General features: G+C 67.9%; 29 protein-coding genes and 1 tRNA gene. 19 read left to right on the forward strand and 11 right to left on the reverse strand.

What is annotated here, in order from left to right; translation table 11 throughout:
- Nucleotides 1-69: 69 nt before the first annotated feature.
- The 3 genes from rpl12p to ACMGFI_RS12710 are packed head-to-tail and all read right to left on the reverse strand — an operon-like array spanning nucleotide 70 to nucleotide 2,103.
- Nucleotides 70-420 carry a 50S ribosomal protein P1 gene (gene rpl12p, locus ACMGFI_RS12700; protein WP_436910074.1) on the reverse strand — a complete coding sequence of 117 codons (351 nt, stop codon included), beginning with the start codon at nucleotides 418-420 and terminating at the stop codon, nucleotides 70-72.
- Nucleotides 421-422: 2 nt separating this feature from the next.
- The gene (locus tag ACMGFI_RS12705; RefSeq protein ID WP_436910076.1) at nucleotides 423-1,463 is read right to left on the reverse strand and encodes a 50S ribosomal protein L10; all 1,041 of its coding nucleotides are present in this window, start codon (nucleotides 1,461-1,463) and stop codon (nucleotides 423-425) included.
- Nucleotide 1,464: 1 nt separating this feature from the next.
- Nucleotides 1,465-2,103, reverse strand: a complete 639-nt coding sequence (locus ACMGFI_RS12710) for a 50S ribosomal protein L1 (RefSeq protein ID WP_436910078.1) — start codon at nucleotides 2,101-2,103, stop codon at nucleotides 1,465-1,467.
- 332 nt (nucleotides 2,104-2,435) lie between these two features.
- Between ACMGFI_RS12710 and ACMGFI_RS12715 the strand changes: the two genes are divergently transcribed.
- From ACMGFI_RS12715 to ACMGFI_RS12725, 3 genes are read left to right on the forward strand one after another with little or no spacing between them, the layout of a single operon-like run.
- Complete coding sequence (locus tag ACMGFI_RS12715; RefSeq protein WP_436910079.1) at nucleotides 2,436-3,632, forward strand: sugar ABC transporter substrate-binding protein; 1,197 nt, start codon at nucleotides 2,436-2,438, stop codon at nucleotides 3,630-3,632.
- Between the two features lie 32 nt (nucleotides 3,633-3,664).
- Nucleotides 3,665-4,480 carry an ATP-binding cassette domain-containing protein gene (locus ACMGFI_RS12720; RefSeq protein ID WP_436910080.1) on the forward strand — a complete coding sequence of 272 codons (816 nt, stop codon included), beginning with the start codon at nucleotides 3,665-3,667 and terminating at the stop codon, nucleotides 4,478-4,480.
- Nucleotides 4,477-5,592 carry an ABC transporter permease gene (locus ACMGFI_RS12725; RefSeq protein ID WP_436910082.1) on the forward strand — a complete coding sequence of 372 codons (1,116 nt, stop codon included), beginning with the start codon at nucleotides 4,477-4,479 and terminating at the stop codon, nucleotides 5,590-5,592. The genes ACMGFI_RS12720 and ACMGFI_RS12725 overlap by 4 nt, the downstream gene beginning before the upstream one ends.
- Before the next feature lie 117 nt (nucleotides 5,593-5,709).
- Here ACMGFI_RS12725 and ACMGFI_RS12730 read toward each other — a convergent pair whose 3' ends face one another.
- Nucleotides 5,710-6,198 (reverse strand): 50S ribosomal protein L11, encoded by a 489-nt coding sequence (locus ACMGFI_RS12730; RefSeq protein WP_436910083.1) that lies wholly within the window; start codon nucleotides 6,196-6,198, stop codon nucleotides 5,710-5,712.
- A 305-nt stretch (nucleotides 6,199-6,503) separates the two neighbouring features.
- Here ACMGFI_RS12730 and ACMGFI_RS12735 point away from each other — a divergent pair, with 305 nt between their 5' ends.
- Nucleotides 6,504-7,493, forward strand: coding sequence for a transcription initiation factor IIB (locus ACMGFI_RS12735; RefSeq protein WP_436910085.1), 990 nt, complete (start codon nucleotides 6,504-6,506; stop codon nucleotides 7,491-7,493).
- Between the two features lie 143 nt (nucleotides 7,494-7,636).
- On the forward strand, nucleotides 7,637-8,473 hold the full coding sequence (locus tag ACMGFI_RS12740) for a TrmB family transcriptional regulator (protein ID WP_436910086.1): 837 nt from the start codon (nucleotides 7,637-7,639) through the stop codon (nucleotides 8,471-8,473).
- 59 nt (nucleotides 8,474-8,532) lie between these two features.
- Here ACMGFI_RS12740 and ACMGFI_RS12745 read toward each other — a convergent pair whose 3' ends face one another.
- The gene (locus ACMGFI_RS12745; RefSeq protein ID WP_436910088.1) at nucleotides 8,533-8,733 is read right to left on the reverse strand and encodes a VNG_1110C family protein; all 201 of its coding nucleotides are present in this window, start codon (nucleotides 8,731-8,733) and stop codon (nucleotides 8,533-8,535) included.
- A 192-nt stretch (nucleotides 8,734-8,925) separates the two neighbouring features.
- Between ACMGFI_RS12745 and ACMGFI_RS12750 the strand changes: the two genes are divergently transcribed.
- The 5 genes from ACMGFI_RS12750 (at nucleotide 8,926) to artA (ending at nucleotide 16,097) form a co-directional block, all read left to right on the forward strand.
- Nucleotides 8,926-10,035, forward strand: a complete 1,110-nt coding sequence (locus ACMGFI_RS12750; RefSeq protein WP_436910090.1) for an OBG GTPase family GTP-binding protein — start codon at nucleotides 8,926-8,928, stop codon at nucleotides 10,033-10,035.
- Nucleotides 10,032-10,490: a TIGR04206 family protein gene (locus tag ACMGFI_RS12755; protein WP_436910092.1), complete on the forward strand. Its 459-nt coding sequence runs from the start codon at nucleotides 10,032-10,034 to the stop codon at nucleotides 10,488-10,490. The genes ACMGFI_RS12750 and ACMGFI_RS12755 overlap by 4 nt, the downstream gene beginning before the upstream one ends.
- 48 nt (nucleotides 10,491-10,538) lie before the next feature.
- Nucleotides 10,539-11,291 carry a VOC family protein gene (locus ACMGFI_RS12760; protein ID WP_436910093.1) on the forward strand — a complete coding sequence of 251 codons (753 nt, stop codon included), beginning with the start codon at nucleotides 10,539-10,541 and terminating at the stop codon, nucleotides 11,289-11,291.
- Nucleotides 11,292-11,867: 576 nt separating this feature from the next.
- Nucleotides 11,868-14,894, forward strand: coding sequence for a DUF7282 domain-containing protein (locus tag ACMGFI_RS12765; RefSeq protein ID WP_436910094.1), 3,027 nt, complete (start codon nucleotides 11,868-11,870; stop codon nucleotides 14,892-14,894).
- A gap of 162 nt (nucleotides 14,895-15,056) precedes the next feature.
- Nucleotides 15,057-16,097, forward strand: a complete 1,041-nt coding sequence (gene artA / locus ACMGFI_RS12770; protein ID WP_436910096.1) for an archaeosortase A — start codon at nucleotides 15,057-15,059, stop codon at nucleotides 16,095-16,097.
- Here artA and dph5 read toward each other — a convergent pair.
- Nucleotides 16,086-16,865, reverse strand: coding sequence for a diphthine synthase (gene dph5, locus ACMGFI_RS12775; protein WP_436910097.1), 780 nt, complete (start codon nucleotides 16,863-16,865; stop codon nucleotides 16,086-16,088). The two genes, artA and dph5, sit on opposite strands and share 12 nt — an antisense overlap.
- A 132-nt stretch (nucleotides 16,866-16,997) precedes the next feature.
- Here dph5 and ACMGFI_RS12780 point away from each other — a divergent pair, with 132 nt between their 5' ends.
- Nucleotides 16,998-17,984, forward strand: a complete 987-nt coding sequence (locus ACMGFI_RS12780) for a class I SAM-dependent methyltransferase (protein ID WP_436910098.1) — start codon at nucleotides 16,998-17,000, stop codon at nucleotides 17,982-17,984.
- A 50-nt stretch (nucleotides 17,985-18,034) separates the two neighbouring features.
- On the opposite strand, the gene ACMGFI_RS12785 is transcribed toward ACMGFI_RS12780, so the two are convergent.
- Nucleotides 18,035-18,664 carry a plastocyanin/azurin family copper-binding protein gene (locus ACMGFI_RS12785; RefSeq protein WP_436910099.1) on the reverse strand — a complete coding sequence of 210 codons (630 nt, stop codon included), beginning with the start codon at nucleotides 18,662-18,664 and terminating at the stop codon, nucleotides 18,035-18,037.
- Between the two features lie 51 nt (nucleotides 18,665-18,715).
- Nucleotides 18,716-19,057 carry a hypothetical protein gene (locus ACMGFI_RS12790; protein WP_436910100.1) on the reverse strand — a complete coding sequence of 114 codons (342 nt, stop codon included), beginning with the start codon at nucleotides 19,055-19,057 and terminating at the stop codon, nucleotides 18,716-18,718.
- Nucleotides 19,058-19,209: 152 nt separating this feature from the next.
- Here ACMGFI_RS12790 and ACMGFI_RS12795 point away from each other — a divergent pair.
- Both ACMGFI_RS12795 and ACMGFI_RS12800 read left to right on the forward strand, forming a co-directional pair.
- Nucleotides 19,210-19,284 (forward strand) — tRNA-Thr (locus tag ACMGFI_RS12795).
- Nucleotides 19,285-19,520: 236 nt separating this feature from the next.
- Complete coding sequence (locus tag ACMGFI_RS12800; RefSeq protein ID WP_436910102.1) at nucleotides 19,521-19,754, forward strand: hypothetical protein; 234 nt, start codon at nucleotides 19,521-19,523, stop codon at nucleotides 19,752-19,754.
- 2 nt (nucleotides 19,755-19,756) lie between these two features.
- On the opposite strand, the gene ACMGFI_RS12805 is transcribed toward ACMGFI_RS12800, so the two are convergent.
- Nucleotides 19,757-20,761, reverse strand: coding sequence for a tyrosine-type recombinase/integrase (locus tag ACMGFI_RS12805; protein WP_436910103.1), 1,005 nt, complete (start codon nucleotides 20,759-20,761; stop codon nucleotides 19,757-19,759).
- Nucleotides 20,762-21,033: 272 nt separating this feature from the next.
- On the opposite strand from ACMGFI_RS12805, the gene ACMGFI_RS12810 reads away from it, so the two are divergent.
- Both ACMGFI_RS12810 and ACMGFI_RS12815 read left to right on the forward strand, forming a co-directional pair.
- Nucleotides 21,034-21,210 carry a hypothetical protein gene (locus ACMGFI_RS12810; protein WP_436910105.1) on the forward strand — a complete coding sequence of 59 codons (177 nt, stop codon included), beginning with the start codon at nucleotides 21,034-21,036 and terminating at the stop codon, nucleotides 21,208-21,210.
- Between the two features lie 44 nt (nucleotides 21,211-21,254).
- Nucleotides 21,255-21,608, forward strand: a complete 354-nt coding sequence (locus ACMGFI_RS12815) for a hypothetical protein (RefSeq protein ID WP_436910107.1) — start codon at nucleotides 21,255-21,257, stop codon at nucleotides 21,606-21,608.
- 21 nt (nucleotides 21,609-21,629) lie between these two features.
- On the opposite strand, the gene ACMGFI_RS12820 is transcribed toward ACMGFI_RS12815, so the two are convergent.
- Together ACMGFI_RS12820 and ACMGFI_RS12825 are read right to left on the reverse strand one after the other, a co-directional pair.
- Nucleotides 21,630-21,872 carry a DUF7385 family protein gene (locus ACMGFI_RS12820; protein ID WP_436910109.1) on the reverse strand — a complete coding sequence of 81 codons (243 nt, stop codon included), beginning with the start codon at nucleotides 21,870-21,872 and terminating at the stop codon, nucleotides 21,630-21,632.
- A 38-nt stretch (nucleotides 21,873-21,910) separates the two neighbouring features.
- Nucleotides 21,911-22,774, reverse strand: coding sequence for a cytochrome c oxidase subunit 3 (locus ACMGFI_RS12825; RefSeq protein ID WP_436910110.1), 864 nt, complete (start codon nucleotides 22,772-22,774; stop codon nucleotides 21,911-21,913).
- 176 nt (nucleotides 22,775-22,950) lie between these two features.
- Here ACMGFI_RS12825 and ACMGFI_RS12830 point away from each other — a divergent pair, with 176 nt between their 5' ends.
- The 4 genes from ACMGFI_RS12830 to ACMGFI_RS12845 all read left to right on the forward strand — a co-directional run bounded on the left by ACMGFI_RS12830 (nucleotide 22,951) and on the right by ACMGFI_RS12845 (nucleotide 25,746).
- A complete protein-coding gene (locus ACMGFI_RS12830; protein ID WP_436910112.1) occupies nucleotides 22,951-24,348 on the forward strand; it encodes a hypothetical protein in 1,398 nt (465 codons plus the stop codon).
- Complete coding sequence (locus ACMGFI_RS12835) at nucleotides 24,345-24,689, forward strand: DUF7410 domain-containing protein (RefSeq protein WP_436910114.1); 345 nt, start codon at nucleotides 24,345-24,347, stop codon at nucleotides 24,687-24,689. Before ACMGFI_RS12830 ends, ACMGFI_RS12835 begins: the two co-directional genes overlap by 4 nt.
- Nucleotides 24,690-24,809: 120 nt before the next feature.
- Entirely contained in the window at nucleotides 24,810-25,094 is a 285-nt protein-coding gene (locus ACMGFI_RS12840; RefSeq protein WP_436910115.1) for a DNA-directed RNA polymerase subunit L, read from the forward strand.
- A gap of 82 nt (nucleotides 25,095-25,176) precedes the next feature.
- Complete coding sequence (locus ACMGFI_RS12845) at nucleotides 25,177-25,746, forward strand: hypothetical protein (RefSeq protein ID WP_436910116.1); 570 nt, start codon at nucleotides 25,177-25,179, stop codon at nucleotides 25,744-25,746.
- Nucleotides 25,747-25,759: the final 13 nt, after the last annotated feature.

Below are 25,759 nucleotides of genomic sequence, written 5' to 3' on the forward strand. Positions count from 1 at the left end.
TCGACACGACCGCGGGCGCAGCGGCTGGCCGGCGGAATAAATGGAAGGAAGGTGTGTCGGTCGTCGAGGTCAGCCGAACAGCTCGCCGAGGCCCTCACCGCTGGCCTCTTCGTCGTCGTCATCGTCGTCGTCGCCGCCCTCGTCGGCTTCGGCTTCCTCGGCCTCGTCGTCGTCGCCGCCCTCGTCGGCGGACTCGTCGGCGCCGCCGGCGCCGCCCGCGGCCCCGCCGGTCGCGGCGGGGACTGCGGCGGCCTGCTCGACGGCGTCGTCGATGTCGACGTCTTCGAGCGCCGCGACCAAGGCCTTGACGCGGGACTCCTCCACGTCGACGCCCGCGGCCTCGAGCACGTCGGTCAGGTTCTCTTCGTTGATCTCTGCGTCCGTCTCGTTCAGGATGAGTGCTGCGTAAACGTATTCCATTGTCAGAACATGGCTCCCATGGCGTCGCCGACGTCCTCGTCGTCGTCATCGTCCTCGTCGGCCTCCTCGGCCTCGGCTTCCTCGTCGTCGGACTCGTCGGCGCCGTCGTCGGTTTCGGTCTGGTCGTCGGTCGATTCGGCTGCGGCGGGCTCGTCGACGTCCTGCAGGTCCTCGGGCAGGGCCTCGGGGTCGTCGACCTGCGCCGCCAGGGCCCGCACCTGCGCGTCGGCCTTCGAGACGAGGTCGTCCATGACCCCGGGACTCTCGATGGCGCCCTGCAGGGCGAGGCTCTTGGCGTCGCCGCGGCCCTTCTGGAGGAGGGTCGCGGCGGTGCGGTCCGTCGGGAACACCGCGTTGACCGAGAGGTTGCGACCGCGGGCGGCCGCCGCCTCGATGTCGGCGCGGTACTCCTCCACGTCGAGTTCGAGCTCCGCGGGCTCGAACAGCACGCCGTCGGCGTGGACGGCGCGCAGGTCCAGCCCGACCTCCTTCGGCTCGATGCCGAGCTCGTTGAGGACGTTGGCGAGGTCGTTCGAGACCTCCTCGCCCGCGTCGAGCACGGTCGAGTCCGAGAGCACCTGGATCGACCCGTCCTGGATGCGGGCGTCCGCGCCGACCTGCTGGAGGTCGCCGACGAACGGTCCGGGGTCGATGCCCGTGTCGCCCTCCGGGATGACGATGTCGTTGGGGGCGACCTCGCCGGCGTTGATCGGCGCCGGCGTCTTCGAGGCCTCCAGCTGCTGGTAGAGCCCGAAGGGGTTCTCGTTGGTGCCGATGAGGCCGACCTGGCCCGACACGTAGCCGGTCAGGTCCTCGAGGCCGTCGTCGACCTCCTCGAGCGCGCGCTCGATGAGCGTGTTGCGCGAGACGCGCAGTTCGGCCGTCCCGTACAGGTCCCGGCGCATGTCCTGGAGCTGTCGGGAGGGGATGCCGGTGATGTCGACGATGCCGACGCTGTCGTAGGACTCGATCATCTCGACGACGTCGGCGACCTCCTCCTGCTTCCACTGCGGGATGGTCTCGGTCTTGCGTTCGGCGCTCATATCAGGCGACCTCCACTGCCGGCCCCATCGTCGTCTTCACGTAGATGGAGTCGATGTTGAGCGGACCCTTCTCTAAGTCTGCGTGCAGGCGCCGGAGGATGACGTCGATGTTGTCGCCGATGTCCTCGGCGTCCATGTCCTCCGCGCCGACGCGGGTGTGGAAGGTGCGCCGGTCGCCGCTCCGGATGGTGACGGAGTTTTTCAGCCGCTCGACCATCTCCACCACGTCGTCGTCCGGCGCGATGGGGTCGGGCATCTTCCCCCGCGGACCGAGCACGGTCCCCAGGTAGCGGCCGATGTCCTGCATCAGCGACTCCTCCGCGAGGAAGAAGTCGGTCTCGTCGGCCAGGTCCTTGGCCTCGTTGTCGTTGTCGCCCAGGTCGGCGAGATCGTCGCTGTCGAGGACCTCTTCGGCGACGTCCTCGGCGCGCAGGGCGGTCTCGCCCTCCGCGAACACGACGATCTGGGTCTCCTGTCCGGTGCCGGACGGGAGGACCACGTCCTGGTCGACGCGGTTCGACGGATCGTCTAGGTCGATGTCGCGCAAGTTGATCGCGAGGTCGACCGTCTCCCGGAAGTTCCGGGGCGGACTGTCCTCGAGTGCGCGAGAAACTGCGTTCTCTATTTCCTGATCTGCCATTGTTCACCTCCGTAGTGCGCCAGCGGCTCCTACGGGTCAGTGAAACAGGCGAAGCCTGTCTCGTCTCGGCGAACGCCGATGCGACACTTAAACCCGTCGAACGCGCCCCACAGCGTCACGCGTTGCCATTCGGTGGCCGGCGAATCGACGGCGCGGTCGAACAGTCCGCCGTCGAGCGGTCGGCGGCGGGGACACCTCTGCCGTTTGACGGTCGCTACAGATCAGTTACTGACGGTTACTGACCGGATAATCCGATCCTATACTCCATCTATGTGGTTTCAAAAGGAATAACGACCGACAGGACTAAATATTAATGATAGGTATCACCGATCATGTCCCGTGATAGCACGGATGTCACGAAGATCCGGGCGGGCAGAGGCGTCTCGCGTCGGCAGGTGATGAAGCAGGTCGGTGCGGCCGCCGCGGCGGCCGGACTCGGCGGACTCGCCGGATGTACGCAGGACGGGAACGGCACGACGGAGCCGGGCGGCGGCGGTGCAACCGGAACCGACGGCGACGGGGGGGACGGCGGCGGATCCGACGGAGCGCCCGACTACCAACTCGTCGAGCTGAACCCGCCGCCCACCTCGCTGGATTTCTCGTCGGAGCCGGGGGCGCGACAGATCACGATGGTCACCCACGACGCCAGCACGTCCTTCTTCGACCCGACGATCGGCGGGCTCCACGACGCGGCCAGCCAGCTGGGGTGGGAGGCCACGTTCACCGGTCCCTCGGGCGGGTTCAGCGTGCAGGAGCAGGTCAACATCCTCAACTCCGTCGTCGACTCCGGCCCGGACGTCATCGCGACGACGATCGCCGACCCGGCGGCCTACGACGACGTGATCAACCGGGCGCTGGAGAACGACATCCCGGTGGTGACCTACAACACGCTGGCGCTCGACCGCGAACAGATGCGCGAGAAGTACGGCCGTGCGCTGGCCTACACCGGCCAGGACCAGGTCGCCGCGGGGTACGTCTGCGGGCTCTCCATGCTCGACAAGCTCCCCGACGACGCCTCGCGAGTGACACCCGGCCTCTCGGACCCCGGCCACAGCGCGCTGTCGGCCCGCGCCGACGGGATGGAGATGGCCGTCCGGCAGAACTCCGACATCGAGGTGACCGACCGACTCAACTACACGGGCGACTCCAACGAGGGCGTCTCCCGGATCGAGAACCACCTCACCGCGAACCCCGACCTGGACGGGATCATGGGCGCCGACGCGTTCACCTGGTTCATCGGCAACGCCATCGAGAACCAGGACATGGCCGACGAGGTGGTCGGCGGCGGCTTCGACCTGACCGCCCAGACGCTGGAACACATCAACAGCGGCAACCTCGATTACACGACCGGGCAGGACCCCTACAGCCAGGGATACGTCCCGACGATGCAGATGTTCGCCTACGTGGACCGGGGGATGCCCCCGAAGGACTACCCGACGGGTGCCGAGGTCATCGACGAGTCGAACATCGAGTTCGCCCGGGAACGGTCGGGCGGCTGGGGGCAGCTCCGCGAGTACCACGGCGCCTGACCGCATCCCGCCGAAACCGGGATTTTCCAGCGATGGCCCAACAGGATCCGATACTCTACACGGAAGAACTCACGAAACGGTTCGGGAACATCCACGCCGTCGAGGACGTGGACTTCGAGGTGCGGGAGGGGGAGGTCATGGCGCTGGTGGGCGACAACGGCGCCGGCAAGTCGACGCTCATCAAGATGCTCTGTGGCGTCCACGAGCCGACCGGCGGGCAGATCTTCGTCGGCGGCGAGGAGGTGTCATTCGACGACTACAACGACGCCCGCGCGAAGGGCATCGAGACCGTCTACCAGGAACTGGCGCTGGCGCCCAACCAGACGGTGGCCGCGAACGTCTTCCTCGGCCACGAACCGACCAGGATGGGGCGGCTCGGCCGCTGGCTCAACCTCGTCGACGAGGAGCGGATGGTCGAGGAGGCGAAGACGAACCTCGACCGGGTGAAGATCCCCGTCGACCCCGAGGCGAAGGTCAAGAACACCTCCGGCGGCCAGCAGCAGGCGGTCGCCATCGCCCGCGCGCTCCAGTCGGACCCGGACATCCTCATCATGGACGAGCCGACGAGCGCGCTGTCGATCGAGGGGGCGCGCAACGTCCTCCGAGTGATCGACGACCTGCGCGAGCAGGGGCTGACCATCATCCTCATCAGTCACAACATCCGCCACGTCCTGGGTATCGCGGACCGGATCTCCGTCCTGGCCCAGGGCCGGCTGATGGGCGTCCGCGAGGCGGCCGACGCGACGCGCAACGAGATCATCGCGCTGATGATGGGCGCCGAGGACGAGTCCGAGTTCGAGGAGTTCGACCTCTCGCGGACCGCCGACGAGGAGGGGACCACCGCATGAGCGACGCGCGCGACGCCCCGTCGGACCGGTCCGGCGCCGACCCCGATGCTCCGACGGTCGCCACCGACGGCGGAACCGCCGACAGCGGCGACGCCCGGGCGGTGAGTCGGACCGGTGGCTCCGTCCTGGAGCGGCTGGGCGCCCGCCGGGAGGTCGGCGTCCTGATCGGCTTTCTCGTCCTGTACGGGCTGATCGCCGTCACGCAACCGGACATCTTCTTCGACTTCGACAGCGTCGAGACGCTCTTCGTCAACTGGGACCAGATGTCCGGGATCACCTCGCGGCTGTTCCGGTCGGTCGCGCCCTACATCATCATCGGCATCGGGATGAGCTACCTCATCATCGGCGGGGAGTTCGACCTGTCGGTCGGGTCGATGTACGCCGTCGGCGGCATCACCTTCGCGATGTTCATGAACGACTACAACCTCACCGTCCTCGCCGCCCTCGCCGCGGTGCTCGTGGTCGGCGGCGTCGTGGGGCTGGCAAACGGCGTCATCGTCACGAAGGCCGGCGTGCCGTCGCTGATCACGACCATCGGCATGATGAGCGTCCTCCGCGGGATCGCCTACTACTTCACGCCCGCCGGGTCCAGACAGACGCCGGACCTGCCGCTGATCGACGTGTTCGGCGGGAGCGTCGTCGTCAGGGGACTGGAGATCCAGAACCAGATCTTCTGGGCGATCGGCCTGACGGTCGTCTTCGGCTTCCTGCTGCAGAAGACCCGCTTCGGCTACCACGTCTACGCCACCGGCGACGACCAGGAGGCCGCCGAGATGGCCGGCATCGACACCGACCGGGTCAAGATCCTCAACTTCGTGCTGACGGCCGTCCTCGCGTCGTTCGCCGGCGTCGTCGCCATCTCCTACTTCGGGTCGATGTTCGGCTCGGCCGGCATCGGCTTCGAGCTGCTCGTCATCGCGGCCGTCGTCATCGGCGGGACCAACCTCTTCGGCGGCGAGGGCACGCTGCTCGGGATGTTCCTCGGCTCGCTGGTCATCGGCGTCATCCCCGTCCTGCTGGTCCTGAACGGGATGCCCGTCGAGCTACAGGAGTTCCTCACCGGCGTCGTCATCATCGTCGCCGTCCTCCTGGACATCCTCATCCGCCGCTGACGGCCGGCGCGTCCCGCCGGTCGCTGTTCGTCTCCCGGCGTCCGGGACGGCGCTCCCGCGGAGACACCGCAAAACTCGCTTCGTTCGGCCTGCGAGTCTCTGCTTCCTCGGCGCGGCTTACGCCGCCGCTTCCTCGGCAAATACGTCGTCGTACTCGCCCTCGTCGATGCGCTCCTTGAACTCGCGGGGGTTGTTGCCCTCGATCGTGACGCCCAGCGAGGTGCAGGTGCCGACGACCTCCTTCGCGGCGTTCTTCAGGTCGTAGGCGAGCAGGTCGGGGTGTTTCTGCTCGGCGATCTGCTTGACCTGGTCGACCGAGAGGTCGGCGACGAAGGTCTCCTGGGGTTCGCCGCTGCCCGTCTCGAAGCCGGCCTCGTCTTTGATCAGCTCGGCCGTCGGCGGGACGCCGACCTCGATCTCGAAGCTCCCGTCGTCGTCGTACTCGACGGTGACGGGGACCTCGGTGCCGTCGAAGGCCTCGGTCTGGTCGTTGATCTCCTGGACGACTGCCTGCACGTCCACGGGCGTCGGGCCCAGCTCCGGCCCCAGCGGCGGGCCAGGGTCGGCCTGCCCGCCCGGGACGAGCACTTCGATAGTTCCAGCCATACACGACGAAACCGGCGGGGCGGGTTTAAGAATTGCTTTTCCCGGACGGCCCGTGGGGGAACGACACATATTGGGTACGATACCCAAGCCCACGCCCCCACAACATCGGCCCGATGTCACGCGCCGCCCGCCCCGATCCGAACCCAACCCCGCCCCCGGCGGTTGCCCGAGTCCTCCGGAGAGCGGCCCGTTCAGAATTGTACTTACTACAATAACAACTCAACAGTATCTATTTACGTTAGTAGGACAAAGGATCGGATGCGAACCACGGGTCGGCGGCGACACGCCGTCGGTCCGGACACACAATGACAAGCACGAACCAGCGAGTCACGGGCCGTCACGTCCAGCCCGTCGAACGCACGGACGAGGAGACCGACCCCGAGGCCGAACCGGAGCGCGAGCGCGACGAGTGTCCGGAGTGCGGCGCGTCGGGGGTCACCGACGAGAAGCGGGGGGAGACGGTCTGCCAGGAGTGCGGTGTCGTGCTGGAGGAGGGCGTCGTCGACCGCGGGCCGGAGTGGCGGTCGTTCGACGCCCGCGACAAGGCCGAGAAGAGCCGCGTCGGCTCGCCGACGACGGAGATGCTCCACGACAGGGGGCTGTCGTCGGTCATCGACTGGCAGAACAAGGACGCCCACGGACAGACCCTCTCGGCGAAGAAGCGCGAGCAGATGTCCCGGCTGCGCACCTGGGACGAGCGGTTCCGCTCCCGGAGCGCCCAGGACCGCAATCTCAAACAAGCGCTCGGCGAGATCGACCGGATGGCGAGCGCGCTTGGCATCCCGAAGGACGCCCGCGAGACCGCCTCGGTCATCTACCGCCGGGCGCTCGACGAGGAGCTCATCCCCGGCCGGTCCATCGAGGCGATGGCCACCGGGTCGCTGTACGCCGGCGCCCGCCAGGCGGGCGTCCCGCGGACGCTCGACGAACTCGAAACTGTGAGCCGGGTCGACCGCAAGGAGTTCGCGCGCGCGTACAGGTACATCGCCCGCGAGCTCGAACTCGCGATGGAGCCGACCGACCCCGAGCAGTACGTCCCGCGGCTGGTCTCGGATCTGGACCTGCCCGAGGAGACCAAACAGCGGGCGGTCGAACTTCTGGAGGCCGGCAAGCGCGAGGCGGTCCACTCCGGGAAGAACCCGGTCGGCCTCGCCGCGGCGGCCATCTACGCGGCCGGCCGGCTCACCAACGTCGACGTGACCCAGCACGAGGTCGCCGACGCCGCCGACGTGTCGGCGGTGACCATCCGCGACCGCTACACGGAACTGCTCGACGCCGACGACCAGGCCGCCTGAGGTGACGACCGTGCCGACAGGCGCCCGAGTCGAGGCCGCCCGCCACCCCGGCCGTCCGCCAGTCGGCGGTCGGCCCACGGCGCGGCGTCGCGAACGACCACCGTTATACCCTCGAGCGGGCAATGTCCTCTGAGAGAACCCGCATGTCCAACGACGAGTCCGCCGTCGGTCCCGACGGAGACGACCTGGTCGCCGAGACCGCGTCGCTGCTGGAGACGTTCGGGCTGACGAGCTACGAGGCGAAGTGTTTCGTCGCGCTGACCCGGATCGGCCACGGCACCGCCCGCGAGATCGCCGAGGTCGCCGACGTGCCCCGGCCGCGGGTCTACGACAGCGTCGAGTCGCTGGCCGAGCGCGGACTCGCCGACGTACAGGACGCACAGCCGCGCCGCTTTCGCGCGCCCGAACCCCGCGACGCCGTCGAGACAATCCGCCGCGAGTACGGCGAGCGCCTCGACCGCTTGGAGGGACTACTCCCCCGGCTCCAGTCGCCGGAACCCCGCGAGGAGCGGGCCGGCGTCTGGGTCGTCGAGGGCGACGACGCCGTCAGCGACCGGCTGGCCGCGCTGGCCGACGACGCCGGCGAGGAACTGCTCGTCGTCGTCGCCGTCGAGAGCCTGCTGACCGAGGAGGTCCGCGCGGCGCTGGCCGAGGCGACCGATCGCGGCGTCGATATCACCGTGGGCTCGCCGAGTCCCGAGATCCGCTCGGCCGTCGCCGACGCCGCGCCCGACGCCGCCGTCGTCGAGACCTGGACCTGGTGGGAGGACTACCCCATCCGCGCCGGCGAGATAAGCTCGATCCTCATGGCCGACGGGCGCGAGCTGATCGTCAGCTCCGACCTGGAGACCGACCTCCCGGGCGTCGACCGCCACAGCGCCGTCTGGACCGACGACGAACGGGCCCCACTCGTCGGGCTGATGCGACCGCTGCTCGCCGAAGCGATCCGCTCGGGGCCGTCCGCTCGCGGGTCGGCGTAGCTCCGGCGAGAATCCGATACCGTCGAGAGCCGACCGCTGTTTCGCGCCCGGTATCGCCGTCAGGCGACGGAGATGCCGTTTCGCGCGAGGAAGTCGCTGGCGCTCTTTATCTCGACCGGACTGCCGATGATCCGTACCCGACACTCCTCCCGTCGGATGGTGACGGTGAACTGCCGTTCGAGGTCCTCGCGCAGCCCCTCGATGGCGTCCGCTGGCAGGAGGATCTCCGTACTGTCACGGAGTCGGGCCGGATCGGACATGGTCGAACCCATCGGCGCTCGTCGTATTAGTGTATCGAAGTGTGATTCGTTCCGGACGGGGAACACGTCCGGCGGCGCCGCCGGTCGAGCGTCGGCCGCCGTCGAAACCCGGCGCGGTCGCGGGTCCGGTGGCTCGGTCGCGACCGGGGCGGAGGAACACCTTTTTCGGTACCGGTTGCCGACCCACAGGTAATGGGGCTCGAAGAGGAGATCCGCGAGATCGAAGAGGAGATCGCCGAGACGCCCTACAACAAGTCGACCGAGGAGCACATCGGTCGGCTGAAGGCCAAGCTCGCGGAGAAGAAGGAGAAGCTCGAGAACCAGACCTCGGCCGGCGGCGGCGGGGGCTACGCCGTCGAGAAGACCGGCGACGCCACCGTCGCCCTGGTCGGCTTCCCCAGCGTCGGCAAGTCGACGCTGCTGAACGCCCTCACCAACGCCGAGAGCGAGGTCGGCTCCTACGAGTTCACCACCCTCGACGTCAACCCCGGGATGTTGCAGTACAACGACGCCAACATCCAGATCCTGGACGTGCCCGGGCTCATCGAGGGCGCCGCCGAGGGCCGGGGCGGCGGTCAGGCCGTCCTCTCGGTCGTCCGGACCGCCGACCTGGTCGTGTTCGTCCTCTCGGTGTTCGAGATCGACCAGTACCAGCGCCTCTACGACGAACTGTACAACAACAAGGTGCGACTCGACACCGAACCCCCCAACGTCTCCGTCCGGAAGAAGCACAAGGACGGCATCAGCGTCACCTCCAGCGTCGACCTGGATCTGGACGAGCAGACCATCAAGAGCGTCCTGCGCGAGCGCGGGTACGTCAACGCCAACGTCAACATCGGCGAACAGGTCGACATCGACCGCCTCCTCGACGGCGTGATGGACAACCGCGAGTACCTGCCCTCGCTCGTGACGGTCAACAAGGCCGACCTCATCGAGCCCGACTACCTCGACACCGTCCACGAGCAGCTGCGCGAGTACGACATCGACCCCGAGGAGGCGATCTTCATCAGCGCCGAGGAGGGGAAGGGCCTCGACGCGCTCAAAGAGAAGATCTGGGAGGAGCTGGGGCTCATCCGGGTCTACATGGACAAACCGGGCCGCGGCGTCGACTACGAGGAGCCGCTGGTCCTCCGCGAGGGCGACACCATCGAGGACGCCTGCGAGAAGCTCGGCGGCGAGTTCGAGGAGCGGTTCCGCTTCGCCCGCGTCTCCGGCCCGAGCGCCAAACACGACGAACAGCAGGTCGGCATGGACCACGAACTCGCTGACGAGGACGTACTCCGCATTCTCACGACCCGATGACCGAACGCGCGGGGGCCGTTGCGCCGTTCGCCCGGTACCGGCGCGCGCTCGTCCGGTACCGCCGCGGCCTCGCCGTCCTGGCCGCCGGGCTCGTCCCGTGGCTCGTGATCCCCTACGAGGGCGGCGTCAGCCTCGTCCACTCGCTCGCGCTGGTCTCCCCAGAGACCGGCGCGGTCACGTCGGTGTACCACTACGTCTTCGTGTACACGCGCGAGGTCCCGACCGCGCTGCTGGCCTGGCCGACGGCGGCGTTGCTGTACGGTACCGGGGTCGCGAGTGCCGCACTGTCGCGGTTCGACCGAGAAGACCGTCGCGTCACGGCCGGGCTGTTCGCGCTGGCGGCGTTCGACGTGTGCTACGCCGCGGTCGGCTTCTCCTCGCCGCGACTGCGGACGGTCGCCTACCCGCTCGGGGCCGCCTTCCTCGCGCTCGCGGCCTGGACGAGCCGGCCCTGACGTTCCGGGTCCGGTATCCTTTTCGAACTGGCTACCCAGTTTTCGCCCATGGACGGAACGCTCGACCACACGATGATGCGCGTCGAAGACCTCGACGAGTCGCTCGACTGGTACACGACACACCTCGACTACGAGGAGAAGGGCCGCTGGGAGGCCGACACGTTCACCAACGTCTTCCTCGGGCCCGAAGACGTCCACGACGACGGCGCGCTGCTGGAACTCACCTACAACCACGACGGCCGGTCGTACACGATGGGCGACGGCTGGGGCCACATCGCCGTCCGCGTCGAGGACGTCCACGACGCCTACTACGAGCTGATGGACGAGGGCGTCGAGGACTACCGCCGGCCGGAGGACAACCCCGGTTACGCCTTCGTCAAGGACCCGGACGGCCACGAGATCGAGATCGTCGAGCGCGACTTCGGCGCCCGCTGGAGCATCGACCACACGATGATCCGGGTCGAGGACGCCGACGAGCACCTCGGGTGGTGGACCCGGAAGTTCGAGTACGAGCACACCGGCCGCTGGGAGGCCGACAGCTTCGCCAACTACTTCGTCAAGCCCGAGGACGCGGCCGAAGAGGCGATGGCCGTCGAGCTGACCTACAACTACGACGGCCGGTCCTACGAACTGGGCGACGCCTGGGGCCACCTCGCCGTCCGCGTCGACGACCTGGACGACGGCTGGGACACGCTGATGACCCGCGAGGCCGAGGACTACCGCGACCCCGAGAGTTGCGACAACAACTACGCGTTCACGAAGGACCCGGACGGTCACGAAGTCGAGATCGTCACGTCGTAGGTCGTAGTCCGGCCGCGAACGGAGTGAGCGGCCGCTTTTTGCCCCATCTTTTTGCCGTGAGCGGGTCGCGGGCCACCGGCCCGCGACCGCATGACGTGGCGGCGTAGCCGCCACGCGGTGCCCGCAGCGAGCGGAGCGAGCGAGGACACCCGAGCGGGAAAAAGGTGGGCGCACGACAACTACGCGTTCACGAAGGACCCGGACGGTCACGAAGTCGAGATCGGCACGTCGTAGCCGCGACTCGTTTTTCAGCGCGGTAGGCGCGGTCTACCGCCGTCGTTCGCTACTTAATATACACCCCGTCTGCCGGGCGTGGGACAGGTGTCTGACACGTCTTCGGAGTGCGTGAACGAGTCCCAAACGCGTTCTACGGGCCGATCTGCGCCCGGAGACGGCCGTTCCTCCCTCGGCTATGACCACAAAGCATTTATTACATCCGCTGGTGGTTCCTACCGTACCCCTACCCATGGCTGCAGTATTGAGTACACCACTGTCGGTTCGGCGCGGCCGACTGCTGGTCGCGTGTCCGCGTGGTCGGAAAGCTGCTGTGGCCGCTGACAGAAGATCCAACAAACTATGACAGGAACCAACGACAAGCTTCGCAGCTTGTTCCTGGCGATGCTGATGGTCGTCTCCGTATTCGGAGGGACCGTCGCGTTCGCGGGAACAGCCGCTGCTGCCAACACGGATCCCGGCGTCGATAGCGCCGTGGAAGACGAGGGCAACAACGGCGACATTCGCATCGAATTCAACAAGAGTCTCTCAACGCCGGACAACACCCAGTTCACCGTCTACGTGCGGGAAGCTGGCACGTCCGACTTCGCTGAGTACAACGCCAGTGACGAGGCGAACACGACCCTTGCGGACGTGTACGACCTCCCGGACGGCGTCATTTCCACGCCGAGCGATGACGTCGTCGTCATCGACGGCGACTACAACGACGACTTCTGGGACGACCTGAGCCCGGCCGACGAGGTCAAGGTTCACGTCGGTTCGCCGACCGGTGTCACGAGCACCGCCGGCGACTCCGCGGTCGACCTCGGCAACGTCACGGTCGAGACGGCCGCCGGCGAGCTCACCCAGGGCGACGACCTCCACAACACCCGCGGTGACGCCCAGCGCGTCTACCAGGGTCAGGACGTCCGCTTCGTCGCCGACGCCGACGAGACGGACATCCTGCTGCGGAACGTCGAGACCGGCGAGATCGTGCTCGACGGTGGTACCGGCGTCAGCAGTTCCATCGTCTTCGACACGAGCAACCTCGAGTCCGGTACGACCTACCGCCTGATCTACGACGAGGGCGGTGCCGACGAGAGCAGCCAGTACTTCAACGTGACGTCGCTCCGGATGGAGGCCTCGATCAACGAGGACGGTACGCTCTTCGAGCACAACGAGGACGCGAAGTTCACCGTCAGCGGTGAGTCCATCCGCGGCAACTCCGGCGTCGCGATCCAGGTCGAAGGTCCGAGCGACCGATACGCTCAGACCTCGTTCGACAACCGCGGTACCTTCGAAGAGGAACTCAACTACGAGACCGGCCTCGACGCCGGTGACTACACGGTCACCGTCGTCGACGTCGCCACCGGCGCGGAAGTCACCGCCGGTGAGTTCTCGGTCGACGAGTTCCCGGCCGCGAGCGACGCCTCGTTCGACGGCGGTGTCTTCGAGGAAGAGCGCGGTGACGTCGTCGAGATCCCGATCGAACTGTCCAACAGCGAGGAAGGCGCTCAGGCCACCGTCTCCATCGGTGACCTCAGCGACACCAACTACGTCACGAACGTGACGGTCGCTGACGAGGACGGCGACGGCGAGGTCGTCCTCGAGTGGAACACCTACATGTCCGGTACGGGCATGGTCGAGCACATCTTCAGCGCCCAGGGTGAGGACAACATCACCTCCTACGGCAACGAGAGTGGTGCCTTCGTTCAGGCCGTCCGTCAGGACGACGACGATGTCGACCCGGTCGACGAGGGTCCGAGCCTCGACTTCGCCGGTAACGGCATCCTCGACGCTGCCTCGTACGACCTCGCGGTCGTCGCGAACAACGAGGACGACTCGCAGGTCCTCGGCAACGGCAACTTCAACTTCAGTAACATCGACGCCGACGCGGTCGGCGCGGTGTCGCTGAACAGCCGTTCCACCGAGAGCAGCAACGTCTGGGTCGTCCCGTCCGGCAAGAAGGACCAGGTCGACCTGGAGTTCATCAACGACAACACCGACAACAACGACGACCCGATCGACGGTAACCTGACGCAGACGGACCTCGTCGCCGACGGCGAGATGATCGTCCACCAGGTCGCCGCCTCCGGTATCGAGGGCGTCCTCGAGAACCGCACCAGCACGGGCGCGAACGCGACGATCGCGTTCCTCCGTGAGGAGCAGAACTACAACCAGATGGAGCGCGACTTCGACGATCCGGTCGGCGTGTTCAACGCCTCGTTCGAGCAGGAGAACGTCGAGGCGAACGAGCGTCGCCAGACGTTCAACCTGAACACGTCGAACACGGTCGTCATCCCGGACGCCGCTAACGACACCTACTACATCGCGGTCGACCTCTCGGGTGTCAACAACCAGAAGCTGAACGACGGCATCATCTACAACGCCTCGTTCCGCTTCGAGAGCTACAAGTCGATCGGCCCGACGATCGGCGGCGAGGGCTCCGGCACGGTCTACTCGACGTGGACCTTCGAGGAGCCGGACGCCACGCTGAACACCAACGCGGACGACGAAGTCATCATCCGCAACCAGGAAGGTCAGACCATCCGCGGCGACACCAACGTCGCCCCGGGTACGGAGCTCGGCCTCCGCGTCAACAGTCAGTCGGACACGAGTCCGTTCCTGACCACGCTGAACACCCACGTCACCGAGGACCGCACGTTCGCGGCCACCGGTGACTTCAGCGAGCGCGGCTCCGGCATCAACTTCACTGTCAAGGTCCGCCGCGGCGGCACCGAAATCAGTGACACCTACAACGGTCAGATCCTGGCCGAGCCGACCGCCTCCGTCACGTTCAGTGACCAGGCGGTCGCCGAGGGCAACCAGGAGGTCGTCGTCGAATCCGCCACGCTCTCCGACGGTGGCTTCGTCGCCATCCACGAGGGTAGTGCCAGCGGCGACGTGATCGGCGTGAGCGGCTACCTCGCGGCCGGTTCGCACTCGAACGTGCGGATCGACCTCGACAGCCCGGTCAACGAGACCACCACGCTGGTCGCGATGCCGCACCTCGACGACAACTCCAACAACCTGTACGACTTCCCCGAGGCCGACGGCCCGTACACTGCCGACGGTAGCGCAGTGACTGCCAGCGCCGAGGTCTCGCTGGACACCGAGACTGCGACCCCGACGCCGACGGACACGCCGACGGACACGCCGACGGACACGCCGACGGACACGCCGACGGACACGCCGACGGACACGCCGACGGACACGCCGACGGACACGCCGACGGACACGCCGACGGACACGCCGGCAGACGGCGGTGACGGTGACGACGGTGAGGACACCCCGTCGCCGACCACCACCGACGGCGGACCCGGCTTCGGTGTCGCCGTCTCGCTGATCGCCCTGCTCGCGGCCGCGCTGCTGGCGCACCGCCGCGACTGAGGTAGCACCATCGGGCTGACGCCCGACCCCTAACCGCTCGACATTTTTTCGGACGCTACACCGACCAGCCGCGGCTGTCCCGACCGGTAGCCGCTCGTGTGCGCGCCGGGCGCACAACGACAAAGCATATACTCCCGATCCCGTTACGTAGAGACGACACCGATGTTCGACACCGTCCTCTCCGGGCTCGACTGGGCCACGCGGTTCTCGGATCCGCTCGCGTGGCTCGTCCTCGCCGCGTTTCTCGCGACGGCGGCCCTGGACTGGACGGGCGAGCGCGAGCGCGCCCGCTACGCTGGCGTCGCGGCGTGGGCCCTGTTCGGCGTCTTCTGGTTCAGCCTCATCTACCACTTCGCGGTCGTCCAGAAGAGCGTCATCGAGGGCGTCGGGGCCCTGGTCGCCGTGCCGGCTTCCTTCTACGTCGGCTACCTGCTGTGGTCCGGGCGGGACTCGCTTTTCGTCCTCTCGCGGGCCGTCTTCCTGATGGGCGCCGTCTACTTCCCGTTCGAGTCGATCCCCCTGCTCCGGCAGTTCCTCGTCGAGACGGTCACCGACCAGACCGCCGTGCTCATCTCGCTGCTCGGGTCGAACCCGGAGGTCGTCACGGGCCACGAGGCGATGGCGGGCGGCGAGCGGGTCATCGCGTACGACGGCTACATCATCGGACAGAAGGAGTACCTCTACGAGAGCACGTTCGCCTTCTACGAGGGCGAGAGCCCGATCTTCTACACGATCCTGATCGCGTGTACGGGGATCGGGAGCATGGCGATCTTCGCCGGACTCATCGCCGCCGTAGAGGCGCCGCTTCGCCGGAAACTCCGCGCGCTGGCGGTGTCGATCCCCGTCATCTACGCCCTGAACCTGGGTCGCAACGTCATGATCGCCATCGGGTTCGGCGAACAGCGCTTTCACCTCTTCCCGGAGCTGATCGTCTCGCTGTTCTCGCTGTCGGACCCGCGGAAGGTCTCCTACATCGTCATCGACCGGATCGTCGCCCAGAGCCTCTCGGTCGTCGCGCTCGTGGGGATCACGTACCTCGTGGTCCGCGAGCTCCCCGAGGTACTGACCGTGGTCGAGGACCTGCTGTTCGTCGTGACGGGGTCGGAGTACGACCTGCGGTCCGCCCTCGACGCGCCGACGGTACCCGAGGAGGACCCGGAAGCGGACGCCGGCGGGAGTGCGGGCGCCGGATCAGACGACTAGCGGTTCCAGGGCGTCGCCGGGCGCATCGCCGAGGGCCGCGAGCGCGTCCCGTTCCATGAGGTGGAGGTCGCCGGGGACGACGAGCAGGTGGAGCGGGTCGCCGAACGATTCCGCGGCGAGCGTCGAGAGCCGGTCGGCACGGACCACCGGGTCGGAACTACCGGCGCGGGCGACGACGACGCCGAGCGTGTCCCCGTAGGCGTCGGCCAGGCGCGCGGCCGCCCGGTCGGCGCGCATGTAGTCGTCGTTCGCGGCGTCGATGTCGAGGAAGACGAGCGTGTGGAGGCCTCGCTCGCGGTTCGCCTCGACCGTGTCGACGACGCTCTCGGGCAGGTCGTCGCCGGCGTGGGAGCGCTCGAAGGGGAGCGTCGTCGCCTTGCCGAAGCGGTAGTTCTGGAGGCCGGTGAGCGAACTCGCGGCGGCCTGGGCGGTCGTCCCGTGGACGACGCGCGTCTCGATGCCGCGTTCGTGTGCGCGCAGCCGCAGGTCCGTGTGGGTCGTCGAGATCATCGTGTCGCCGGCGGTGCAGAACACCACGTCCGAGTCGACGGCGTCGTCGAGGATATCCTCGGGCGACTGTTCGACGCCCGTGCGGTCGCGGACCTCGATCTCGATGTCGTGGTGGGCTTCGAGGTCGGCGAGGGTCGCGCCGGCGAGTTTGCTGGTGTAGAACTCGGCGACGACGCGGTCGGCGGCGCGGATGGCGTCGCGGCCCGCGACGGTGACCGACCGCTCGTCGTAGAGGCCGAGCCCGACGAAGGTGAGCATACCGCTCCTCCGACGCCGAACGGATTAAGCCCCGCGAAGCGGTGGCGGCGCGCCAGCGGTCCGCGACACGGGTCCGGCGCGGGCGACGACGGAAGCGTCAGGCTTACCGCGCGACGGCGACCTACCGGGGGTATGGAAGTCCCCTGCGTTCGGGTCCCGCGCGAGGACGGCGAGGCGACCCGCCGACGGCTGGCCGACGCCGACCTGGTCGCCGAGGACTACGAGATCGAGGTCGCCGACGGGTACCTCTACGTGCCGGTCACCGACGCGGCGGCCGTCCCCGAGGAGTTCGAGGTCGTGGCGCGGTCGGTCGACGCGCGGGAGACCCAGACCATGCCCGCGGACCTCGTCGAGTTCGACCCCTCCTACGAGCGACTGGGCGAGGTGGCCATCGTCGACGAGGACGACCCCGAGCGCGCGCGGGCGCTGGCCGACGCTATCGTCGAGTCGGCGCTGCCGGTGAAGACGGTCGTGAACCGCGCCTCGAAGGTCAAGGGGACCGAACGGGTCCGCGAGTGGGACCTGCTGGCCGGCGAGAGCACCGAGGCGGTCCACCGCGAGTACGGCTGCGAGTTCGCCCTGGACCTGGCGACGGTGTACTTCTCGCCGCGGCTGGCGACCGAGCGCCACCGCGTCGCCGAACAGGTCGAGTCCGGCGAGCGGGCCTTCGATATGTTCGCCGGCGTCGGGCCCTTCGTCGTCCCCTTCGCGAAGCGCGGCGCGACCGCGGTGGGCGTCGACATCAACGAGGACGCTATCGAGTACCTGCGGGAGAACGCCCGCCGCAACGGCGTCGCGGACCGCGTGACGGCGATCGCCGGGGACGTGCGCGAGGTGGCCGACGAGTACGCCGACTGGGCCGACCGGCTCGTCATGAACCTCCCCCACAGCGCCGACGAGTTTCTCGACACCGCCGTCGCGCTCGCCGGGGACGACTGCGTCGTCCACTACTACGACATCCAGCACGAGGACGACCCCTACGGGCCGGGCGAGCGCGCCATCCGCGAGGCGGCCGAACCGGAGTACGAGGTGACCGTCGAACGGCGCCACACCGTTCGGTCGTACGCCCCCCACGAGTTGAACGTCTGCCTCGACGTGCGGCTGCGGCGACCGGAGTGACGAGCGGGGACGGGCCGACCGAGCGGCGAACGAGGTCCACCGGCGTGGACTCAGTTCGCGAACTCGTCGTAGCTGATAGCGCCCTGCTCGACGATGGCCTCGCTGCTCGGGAGTTCGCCGTTGGGGGGTTGGCCCTCCGTCGCGGGGCCGCCGGGTTCGCCGACGACGAGCCGGCCCACCATCCCGAGCGCGGCGTGGGGGATACAGAAGTAGTCGTACGTGCCCGTCTCCTCGAAGGTGTGTTCGAAGGTGGCTCCCGCCTCGCTCAGGACACCGCTGTTCCACGGCTCGGCGCCCTCGGGGATGCGGGTCACCGACGCGGCGTCGAGCGATTCGGCGTAGGCCGTCGAGGAGTGGCTCCCGGACTCGTTGATCCACGTAATCGTCTCGCCGGGCTCGACGTAGAGCCCGAGCGGCGTGAAGTAGTAGTCGCTTCCCTCGGTCACCATCTCGACGGTGTTCGGCACCTGCCCGGCGGTCCCGGCCGCGGTATCGGTCTCGGTGCCGGCGTCGGGATCCGTGCCCGTCTCGGTCGGTTCCGCCGTCGGACTCGGGGACTCCTCGCCGTCGGTGTCAGTCTCTTCGACCCCCGCACCGGGAGCGCCTTCACAGCCGGCGAGACCGACCGACAGTCCGGAGACCGTCGACCCGACCGTCACGAGATAGGTGCGTCGGTTCACGGTCGCGCTTGGGGCAGTAGCCGTTTGTGTGACCGGCTTGCGATGTCCCGATCAGGTCCACGGGACCGTCAGGTCGACGAGCCACGCGACCACGGCGGCCCCGAGGAGGAGGACGCCGAGACCGGTGGTCGCCGGTTCCGGAACGACGAACAGCACGGCGCCGACGACGACGAGGAGCGTGATCAGTCCCTCGTCCCACCAGCCGCCCTCGTCGTCGACGGTCGCGGCGTCCTCGCGGCGGTCCTCGGCCATCGCGGGGTCGTCCGTCGCCGGCTCGGAGCGCAGGCTCGGTGCCCACGCGGTGACGCTCCCTGTCACGGAAGGGATCACCGTCGTCTCGTCGTCGCGGTCGTCGATCCGTTCCTCGGCGGTGTCGTCGTCGGATCGGCGCATGGTCGGGATCGGTTCGCGGTCCTGTTGGCCCACGTGGTTGCAGTGCAAAGCGATGGGCGCCGGTCTGCCCCGGCACGGCCTCACAGAGTCGCGCCGATTCGCAATCCTTATTGCGGTTATCGGCGGTACGTTGAAACGGAGCCACCGAACGCGCCGGTGTAGCTCAGACTGGCTAGAGCGAATCCTTCGTAAGGATTAGGTCGAGGGTTCAAATCCCTCCACCGGCTCTTTCCTTCGGAACAGCCTAAATGGAGAGACAGCGGGCCTCTTACTTAGTATTTCCTGCTACGAATGGAGCAATTAGCCCCCGCTACACGGACGGTTTTGCCGGTTCGTTTCGGTGCAAATTGTTGCTCTGAGGGCACTGTGGCCGCCGCTTCCCGCTGTTAGCCTTAATTATGTCTTTGGCCGTTTAATGTCACTGGGGAGAAGGTATTTAAGTCCGAGTCTACTTTTTTAATATATGCAAGAGCTTGGTAAGCTCATGGCGGTTGGTGGGATTATAATCGCAGTAATTAGTAGTCTTACAATGGCTGGATACCTTCTTGATATGCTGGCAGTGTTTAATCAGGGCATGGCCGCCGCCTCCAATGGCGGAGACATCACCCCATACATTGAGGCACTCGTGTTAATCATGGTTGCCGCTGTTATTCCGGGCTGGCTTATTGCCCTAACTGGTGTTGACATCGGAGTATAATCTCAAATATCTCGGATATGCTCTCGCCTTCTCTCTGCTTTTTCGTCGTGTGACCCCTTATCGTAGTGTTTGTCCAGTACCCGGCCAGTCATATTCACCCGTTCCCCCGTCACGTCCTTCGGCTGACCGGCGTTCCGAGCGGCGGTGACGTATCCACGACGAAGCGCGTGCGGACTCACTGACCCCGGACACTGAGACGCACCGTTCCACGTCGCCGCCTCGCACGTCTCGGGGTCTTCGTCGAATGGGCAGGCGTTCTCGTAGTGGCACGGACGGGTCGCCGTGTAGACCATCCGCTGAATCGTCGTCCGCGCTCGGCGTCCGTGGTCGGTCGCAATCAGCGGCTTACGCCCGTACTCGTCTGTCACTGTGGGGCGGGCGTTCTCGATGTAATCGGCAATCACTCTCCCGTCGTCCTTCCCGATGAGTACGTCGCGCTCGCCCTTGCCTTTCTTTTTCAGCGGTGTTTCAGTCTCCGGTCGGTGGCGTATCTCCAGCGCGGGACGAGCTTCATCGAAGTCGCCAACGTCGAGCGCACGGAGGCCGCTCAGTCGCATCCCCGTTTTCCAGAGGATGAGGAAGATGACGTGGCGGTCGCTGGCGTACTCGAACTTCCCGAGGTGTTCGAGGATTTGTTTCGATTCCTCGCGGGTCAGCAGGTCGTCACAGATTTCGTCCGACTCGTCGGTCTTCGGGATGCGGACCAGCTCCGAGAGGCCCTTGGGAACGGCCTGTATCGTTTCGCAGAACTCGATGAAGCCGCGCACCGTCACCATGTCGTTCCGGGCGGTGATAGTGGCGACATCGCTGAGGCGGTACTCCCTGAACTGCTGGAGGTGGTCTGAGTCGAGGTCGCGGAGGTCGCTGATGTTCCTGTCGTCTAACCAGTCGCAGAACTGTGTGAGCGTCGTGTCGTAGTTGTAGATGGTCTTTCGCGTGACGCTGTGCTTCTTGTCTTTCAGGTAGCGGTTCTTCGCGTCCTCGGGTGGCGTTTGCTTCAGTGGCATCGTTCTGGAACGGCTACCCCGAGGAGTGCGCCGGTGTGTAGCAGCCAGTGGCTATTGCAGGCATTCAGTGGAGAGCGATTATAACCCTCCACGCACGGCGGGCGGTTCCGCCGCGTGGATAGCGACGGCGGGCGATGCGGTGCGTAATCGCCCGACGGAGCGTCGAGGGTTCCAAATCCCTCCACCGGCTCTCTCCCGATCGTTGATTCCCAAGCGGCGTCTCCGTTCTCGCGACCGGTAGCATCAAGCGGGTAGGGTCGGTGGATCGGGATATGCGGTCAGAGGACGACATCCGGGAACGGATCGCCGAACTCGAAGAGGCGTACGACAGAACGGACCCGCCGACCTCGGAGCTGGAGGACGAGGCGGAGGTCGCGATCCTCCGGGCCATCGAGGAACTGGAGTGGGTGCTCGAAGAACACGACGCCGAGTCCGGGTTCACGACCTGAACGCCGCCCGTAACCCCTTTCGTCGCCGACCCCTCGATCTGACTGTGCAGTCGACGACACGCGACGCGCTACTGGCGGCGGCGAGCGCCGCCCTACTGCTCGCCGTCCTCGCAGTCGCGGAGTCGCTGTCGCTGCTCGCTCGGCCGGCCGTCGCCGTGGTCGGAGCTACCGCGGCGCTGGCGGTCGAGGCGCTGTTCGTGGCGGACACGCCCGCCGCGGACCTGTGGACGCGGCCCGGGGTACAGGTCGGGAGCGCCCTCGCGCTCGTCGCCGGCGCCGGCCTCGCGGTGTGGGCCGCCGGCGCGTGGCTCGTCGCGGCGGCCTGCTGGGGGCTGGCGACGTACTTCTGCCTGCTGGCGCTGCTGGTCGCTGGCGTCTGGGAACCGGAGCCAGCGTAGCCGGGAACAGACACACCGGCGTCAGTGCGTGAGCAGTAGCACCTGGTCGTCGGTGCGGACGACGCAGAACGGGCCGCCGGGGTCCCCGAAGGTGTTCTCGCGCTTCTCGGAGACGAACAGCTCCTCGAAGGCGTCGCCGCAGGCCGGGCAGGCGAACCCCTCGCGGTTTTCGAGGTGCATCGTCGCCCGGTCCTGACTCACCAGTTTCAGGCCGTGGCGGTACTCGTGTACGTCGAAGCTGTCCTCGACGTCGAGCGGTTCCATACCCCCAGAATGGGGAGAAATCGTCTTGAAACTCCCGCTCAGATGGTCGCGCCGACGTAGAGGACGACGACGAGGAACACCCAGACGACGTCGACGAAGTGCCAGTACATCGAGGCGGTGCTGACGGAGGTGTGCTTCTCGGCGGAGTACTGGCCCTTGAGGGCGCGGACGAAGACGATGCCCAGCAGGACCGCGCCGAGGCTGACGTGGAGGCCGTGGAGGCCGGTCAGCCCGTAGAAGCCCGACGCGAAGGCGCCGCCGGTGAGGGTGAACCCTTCCTGGACGATGAACACGTAGTACTCGTAGACCTGGCCGCCGATGAAGACGACCCCGAGCAGTAGCGTCAGGCCGAGCAACTGGAGGAAGCGGCCCCGGTTGCCCTTCCGGAGCGCGGTGTGCGCGAAGTGCAGCGTGAAGCTGCTGACGATCAGGATCGCCGTGTTGACCAGGACGAGGCTGCTCAGCAGGTGCGGGAGCTCGCCGGGGGGCCAGGTGCCCGCGCGGATGAAGAAGTAGTAGACGAACCCGGCGCCGAAGGTGGCTATCTCCGACCCGAGGAACAGTATCATCGCCAGCCGGAGGGTGCCGCTACCGTGTTCGTCCGTACCGCCCTCCCAGAAGTTGACGACGAACGCGTGGTACAGCCAGCCGTAGAGGCCGGCGAGGAACAGGCCGACGCTGGCGACGGTGGCCGCCGGGCCGTAGATCGGGTCGACGAGCGGTTCCTGACCGCGACCGAGCACGAACAGGGCGGCGGCGACGTAGATGCCCGCCGCGCCGACGGCGGTGACGAACGGCCACCAGCTGGCCTCGCCGAACCCGCGCGGCCAGTCCTCGACCGCCGGCAGGTGGTGCCCGCCGTGGTCCCCGTGGTCCTCTGACGTATCGTCCGCGAGACTCATACTACGGGCTTGCGCCAGCAGCACCAAAAAGCCTCCCAAACCGTCCGCGTCCCGCCGATGTCGAGCGAATATTCGTGTGGGATCCCGAACGTGTTCGTCGACTTTCGGCGGGTCGCGCGCCGTCGGTCGGGCGGCCTTCGATACTTTGACCGGGCGGGGGGACCAACCCCCGGCAGATGGACCGACGGACACCGACGACCGATGTCGTCCGCGGATCCGGGCTCGCGCTGGCCGCAGCGCTCGCGGTCACGCTCGCCGCGCGGCCGGCCCTGGCCCACGGCGGGTCGCTGGGCGAGTCGGCCCGCGAGTCGCTGAGCGTGCCGACGTGGCTGATGCTGGCGACCGGCGGCGCCGTCGTCGGCGCCTCCTTTCTCCTCGCGTCGTTCGCGACCGACCGCTCGGCGCTGGACTGGCTGGTCGACACCCGCAGACGGTTTTCGCTCCCGGCGCCGACCGCCCTCCGGTGGGCCGCCGGCGCGCTCGGCGTGGCGGCGCTCGCGGGCATCGTCGTCACGGGGTTCGTCGGCCCGACGGACCCGCTCTCGAACCCCGCCGTCGTGGTCGTCTGGGCGGGCTGGTGGGCCGGCTTCGCGATGAGCACCTATCTGGTCGGCAACTCCTGGCCGGCCGTCAACCCCTGGCGGGCGATCGCCGGGGCGTTGCCCGACGTGGGCCGGGAGTACCGCTGGACGCTGGGCGCCTGGCCGAGCGTCGCCGGCCTGCTCGCGCTCGTCTGGGTCGAGGTGGTGAGCCCGCTGGCCGACGAGCCGCGGGTCCTCGCGGTCACGGTCGTCGCCTACTCGGTCGTGACGCTCGCGGGCGCGGTCGTCTACGGGACCGAGGCGTGGTTCCGCGAGGCCGACCCCGTCGCCCGGGTGTTCCGCTACTACGGCGCCGTCGCGCCGGTCGGCCGGGACGCCGACGGGTCGCTCTCCCTGCGGTTCCCCGGCGCGGCGCTGACGAGCGACCGTCTGGACGGCGTCGACGAGGCGGCGTTCGTCGTCGCGATCCTCTGGGTGACCACCTTCGACGGCTTCGTCGCGACGCCGGCCTGGCGGGGCCTCGCCCGCTCGCTGGTGAACCTGGGTTACCCCATCGCACTGCTGTACCCCGGCGCGATGGTCGCCGGCTTCGCCCTCTTCCTCGGCGTCTACCTGCTCGCCGCCCGGCTGGCCCGCCGGACCGCTCCGACCTACGTCGCGAGCGAGACGCTCGCCCGGCGGTTCGCCCCGCCGCTCCTGGCCATCGCCGCCGGCTACCACGTCGCGCACTTCCTGGGCTATTTCCTCTCGCTGATCCCGGCCCTCGTGGCGGCGGTGACCGCACCGATGGCGACGGTGAACCCCCCGCTGATCGTCGTCCCCGGCTGGTTCGGCGGCGTCGCCATCGCCGGCGTGCTCGGCGGGCACCTCCTCGCCATCCTCGCGGCCCACGTCACCGCCTTCGAGTTGTTCCCGGGCCGCCTGCAGGCGATCCGCAGCCAGTACCCCTTCATCGCCGTCATGGTCTTCTACACGATGGCCAGCCTCTGGATCGTCACCCGACCGGACGTGCCGCTCCCCTACCTCACATGACCGAGCAACCTGCCACCGACGCTGGCCGGACCGACGACCGCGACGACCCGGGCGCGAGCGGCGACTCCGGCGACCCGGGCGCCGACGACATCGCCTACGACGTGCCGCCCGGCGCGTCGCCGGTCGAGTGCGCATACTGCGGGCGCCCCTTCGAGTCGGAGGGACTGCTCGCACTCCACCGCGAGCGGGCCCACAGTTCGGTGATCACCGACGACGAACGGACGGCCTACGAGGAGGCCCACGACGCCGAGTCCGGCCAGTTACAGCGGTTCCGCCTGAAGGCGCTGGCGGTGCTGGTGTTGCTGTACTTCGGGCTGTTGATGGTGTACGCGGTCGTGTGAGCGCTCCGGCGCCGAACGGTTCGGGCGGGAGCGGCGCGGTCGGCGCCGAGGGAGCGGGAGACGGGGCGCTCGGGCGGCCGGAACGTAAGTTTCATGCGCGCGAGGGGGCTGGATACGCGTATGGAACTGCGGGTCATCGAGAAAGAGCCGACGATGATCTCTATCGAGATCGCCGGCGAGAGTCACACGTTCATGAACGTGCTGAAGGGCGCGCTGCTGGAGACCGAGGGGATCACGGCGGCGACCTACGACGTCAACCCCGAGCAGTCCGGGGGACAGACCGACCCCGTGCTGACTATCAAGACCGACGAGGGGACCGACGCGCTGGACGCGCTGGAGACCGGCGCCGAGCGCGTCATCGAGAAGTCCGACGACTTCCGCGACGCCTACGAGGCCGCCGCCTGACCGCGGGCGCCGTTTTCCGCCGCCTACCCGACCCGACAGCGGCTGCCACACGCTTTTGAGGCGGTCCGCCGATAGCCGAGCCATGACCGATCGGGAGGGCGGCGCGGACGACGACCCGGACCCGGACATCGACGACGTGCTCGACGACCTGGAGGAGCTGGAGGAGCTGGTCGACCGGCCGGAGGAGCGCGAGCGGGTCCGCGAGGCGATGCGCACGGCGCGGCGGGCGAACAGGCCCCGCGTCGTCGGCCGCATCCGCGACGCCTTCGACCTGCGGGACGCCGGCGAGGCGGTCGTCGGCGCCTTCCTGTTCGGCATCCCGATGGTCGTCGAGGGCGGCACCCAGGAGATCGGCGTGGCCATCGCGGACTCGACGGCCGCCGTCGCGCTGACCGCCGCCTTCGGCTTCCTCGTCGTGCTGGGGATCCTCCACGCCGCCCGGTTCGAGGAGGTCGAGGCGGACCTGATCGCGGGGGTCGTCCCGCGGCGGCTGGTCGGCATCCTCGGCATCTCCGGGGGGATGGCCGTCGGGCTCATGACGCTGTGGCGCCGGGTCGACTGGAGCCAGCCCGACGTGGCCGCCGCACAGTGTCTCGTGACCGCGGTCGTGATGGCCGTCGGCGCGTCGCTGGGCGACGTGTTGCCCGAGTAGCGACGTTGCTGGA

The organism is Halosimplex marinum (assembly GCF_051414075.1).
GTDB classification, from domain to species: domain Archaea; phylum Halobacteriota; class Halobacteria; order Halobacteriales; family Haloarculaceae; genus Halosimplex; species Halosimplex marinum.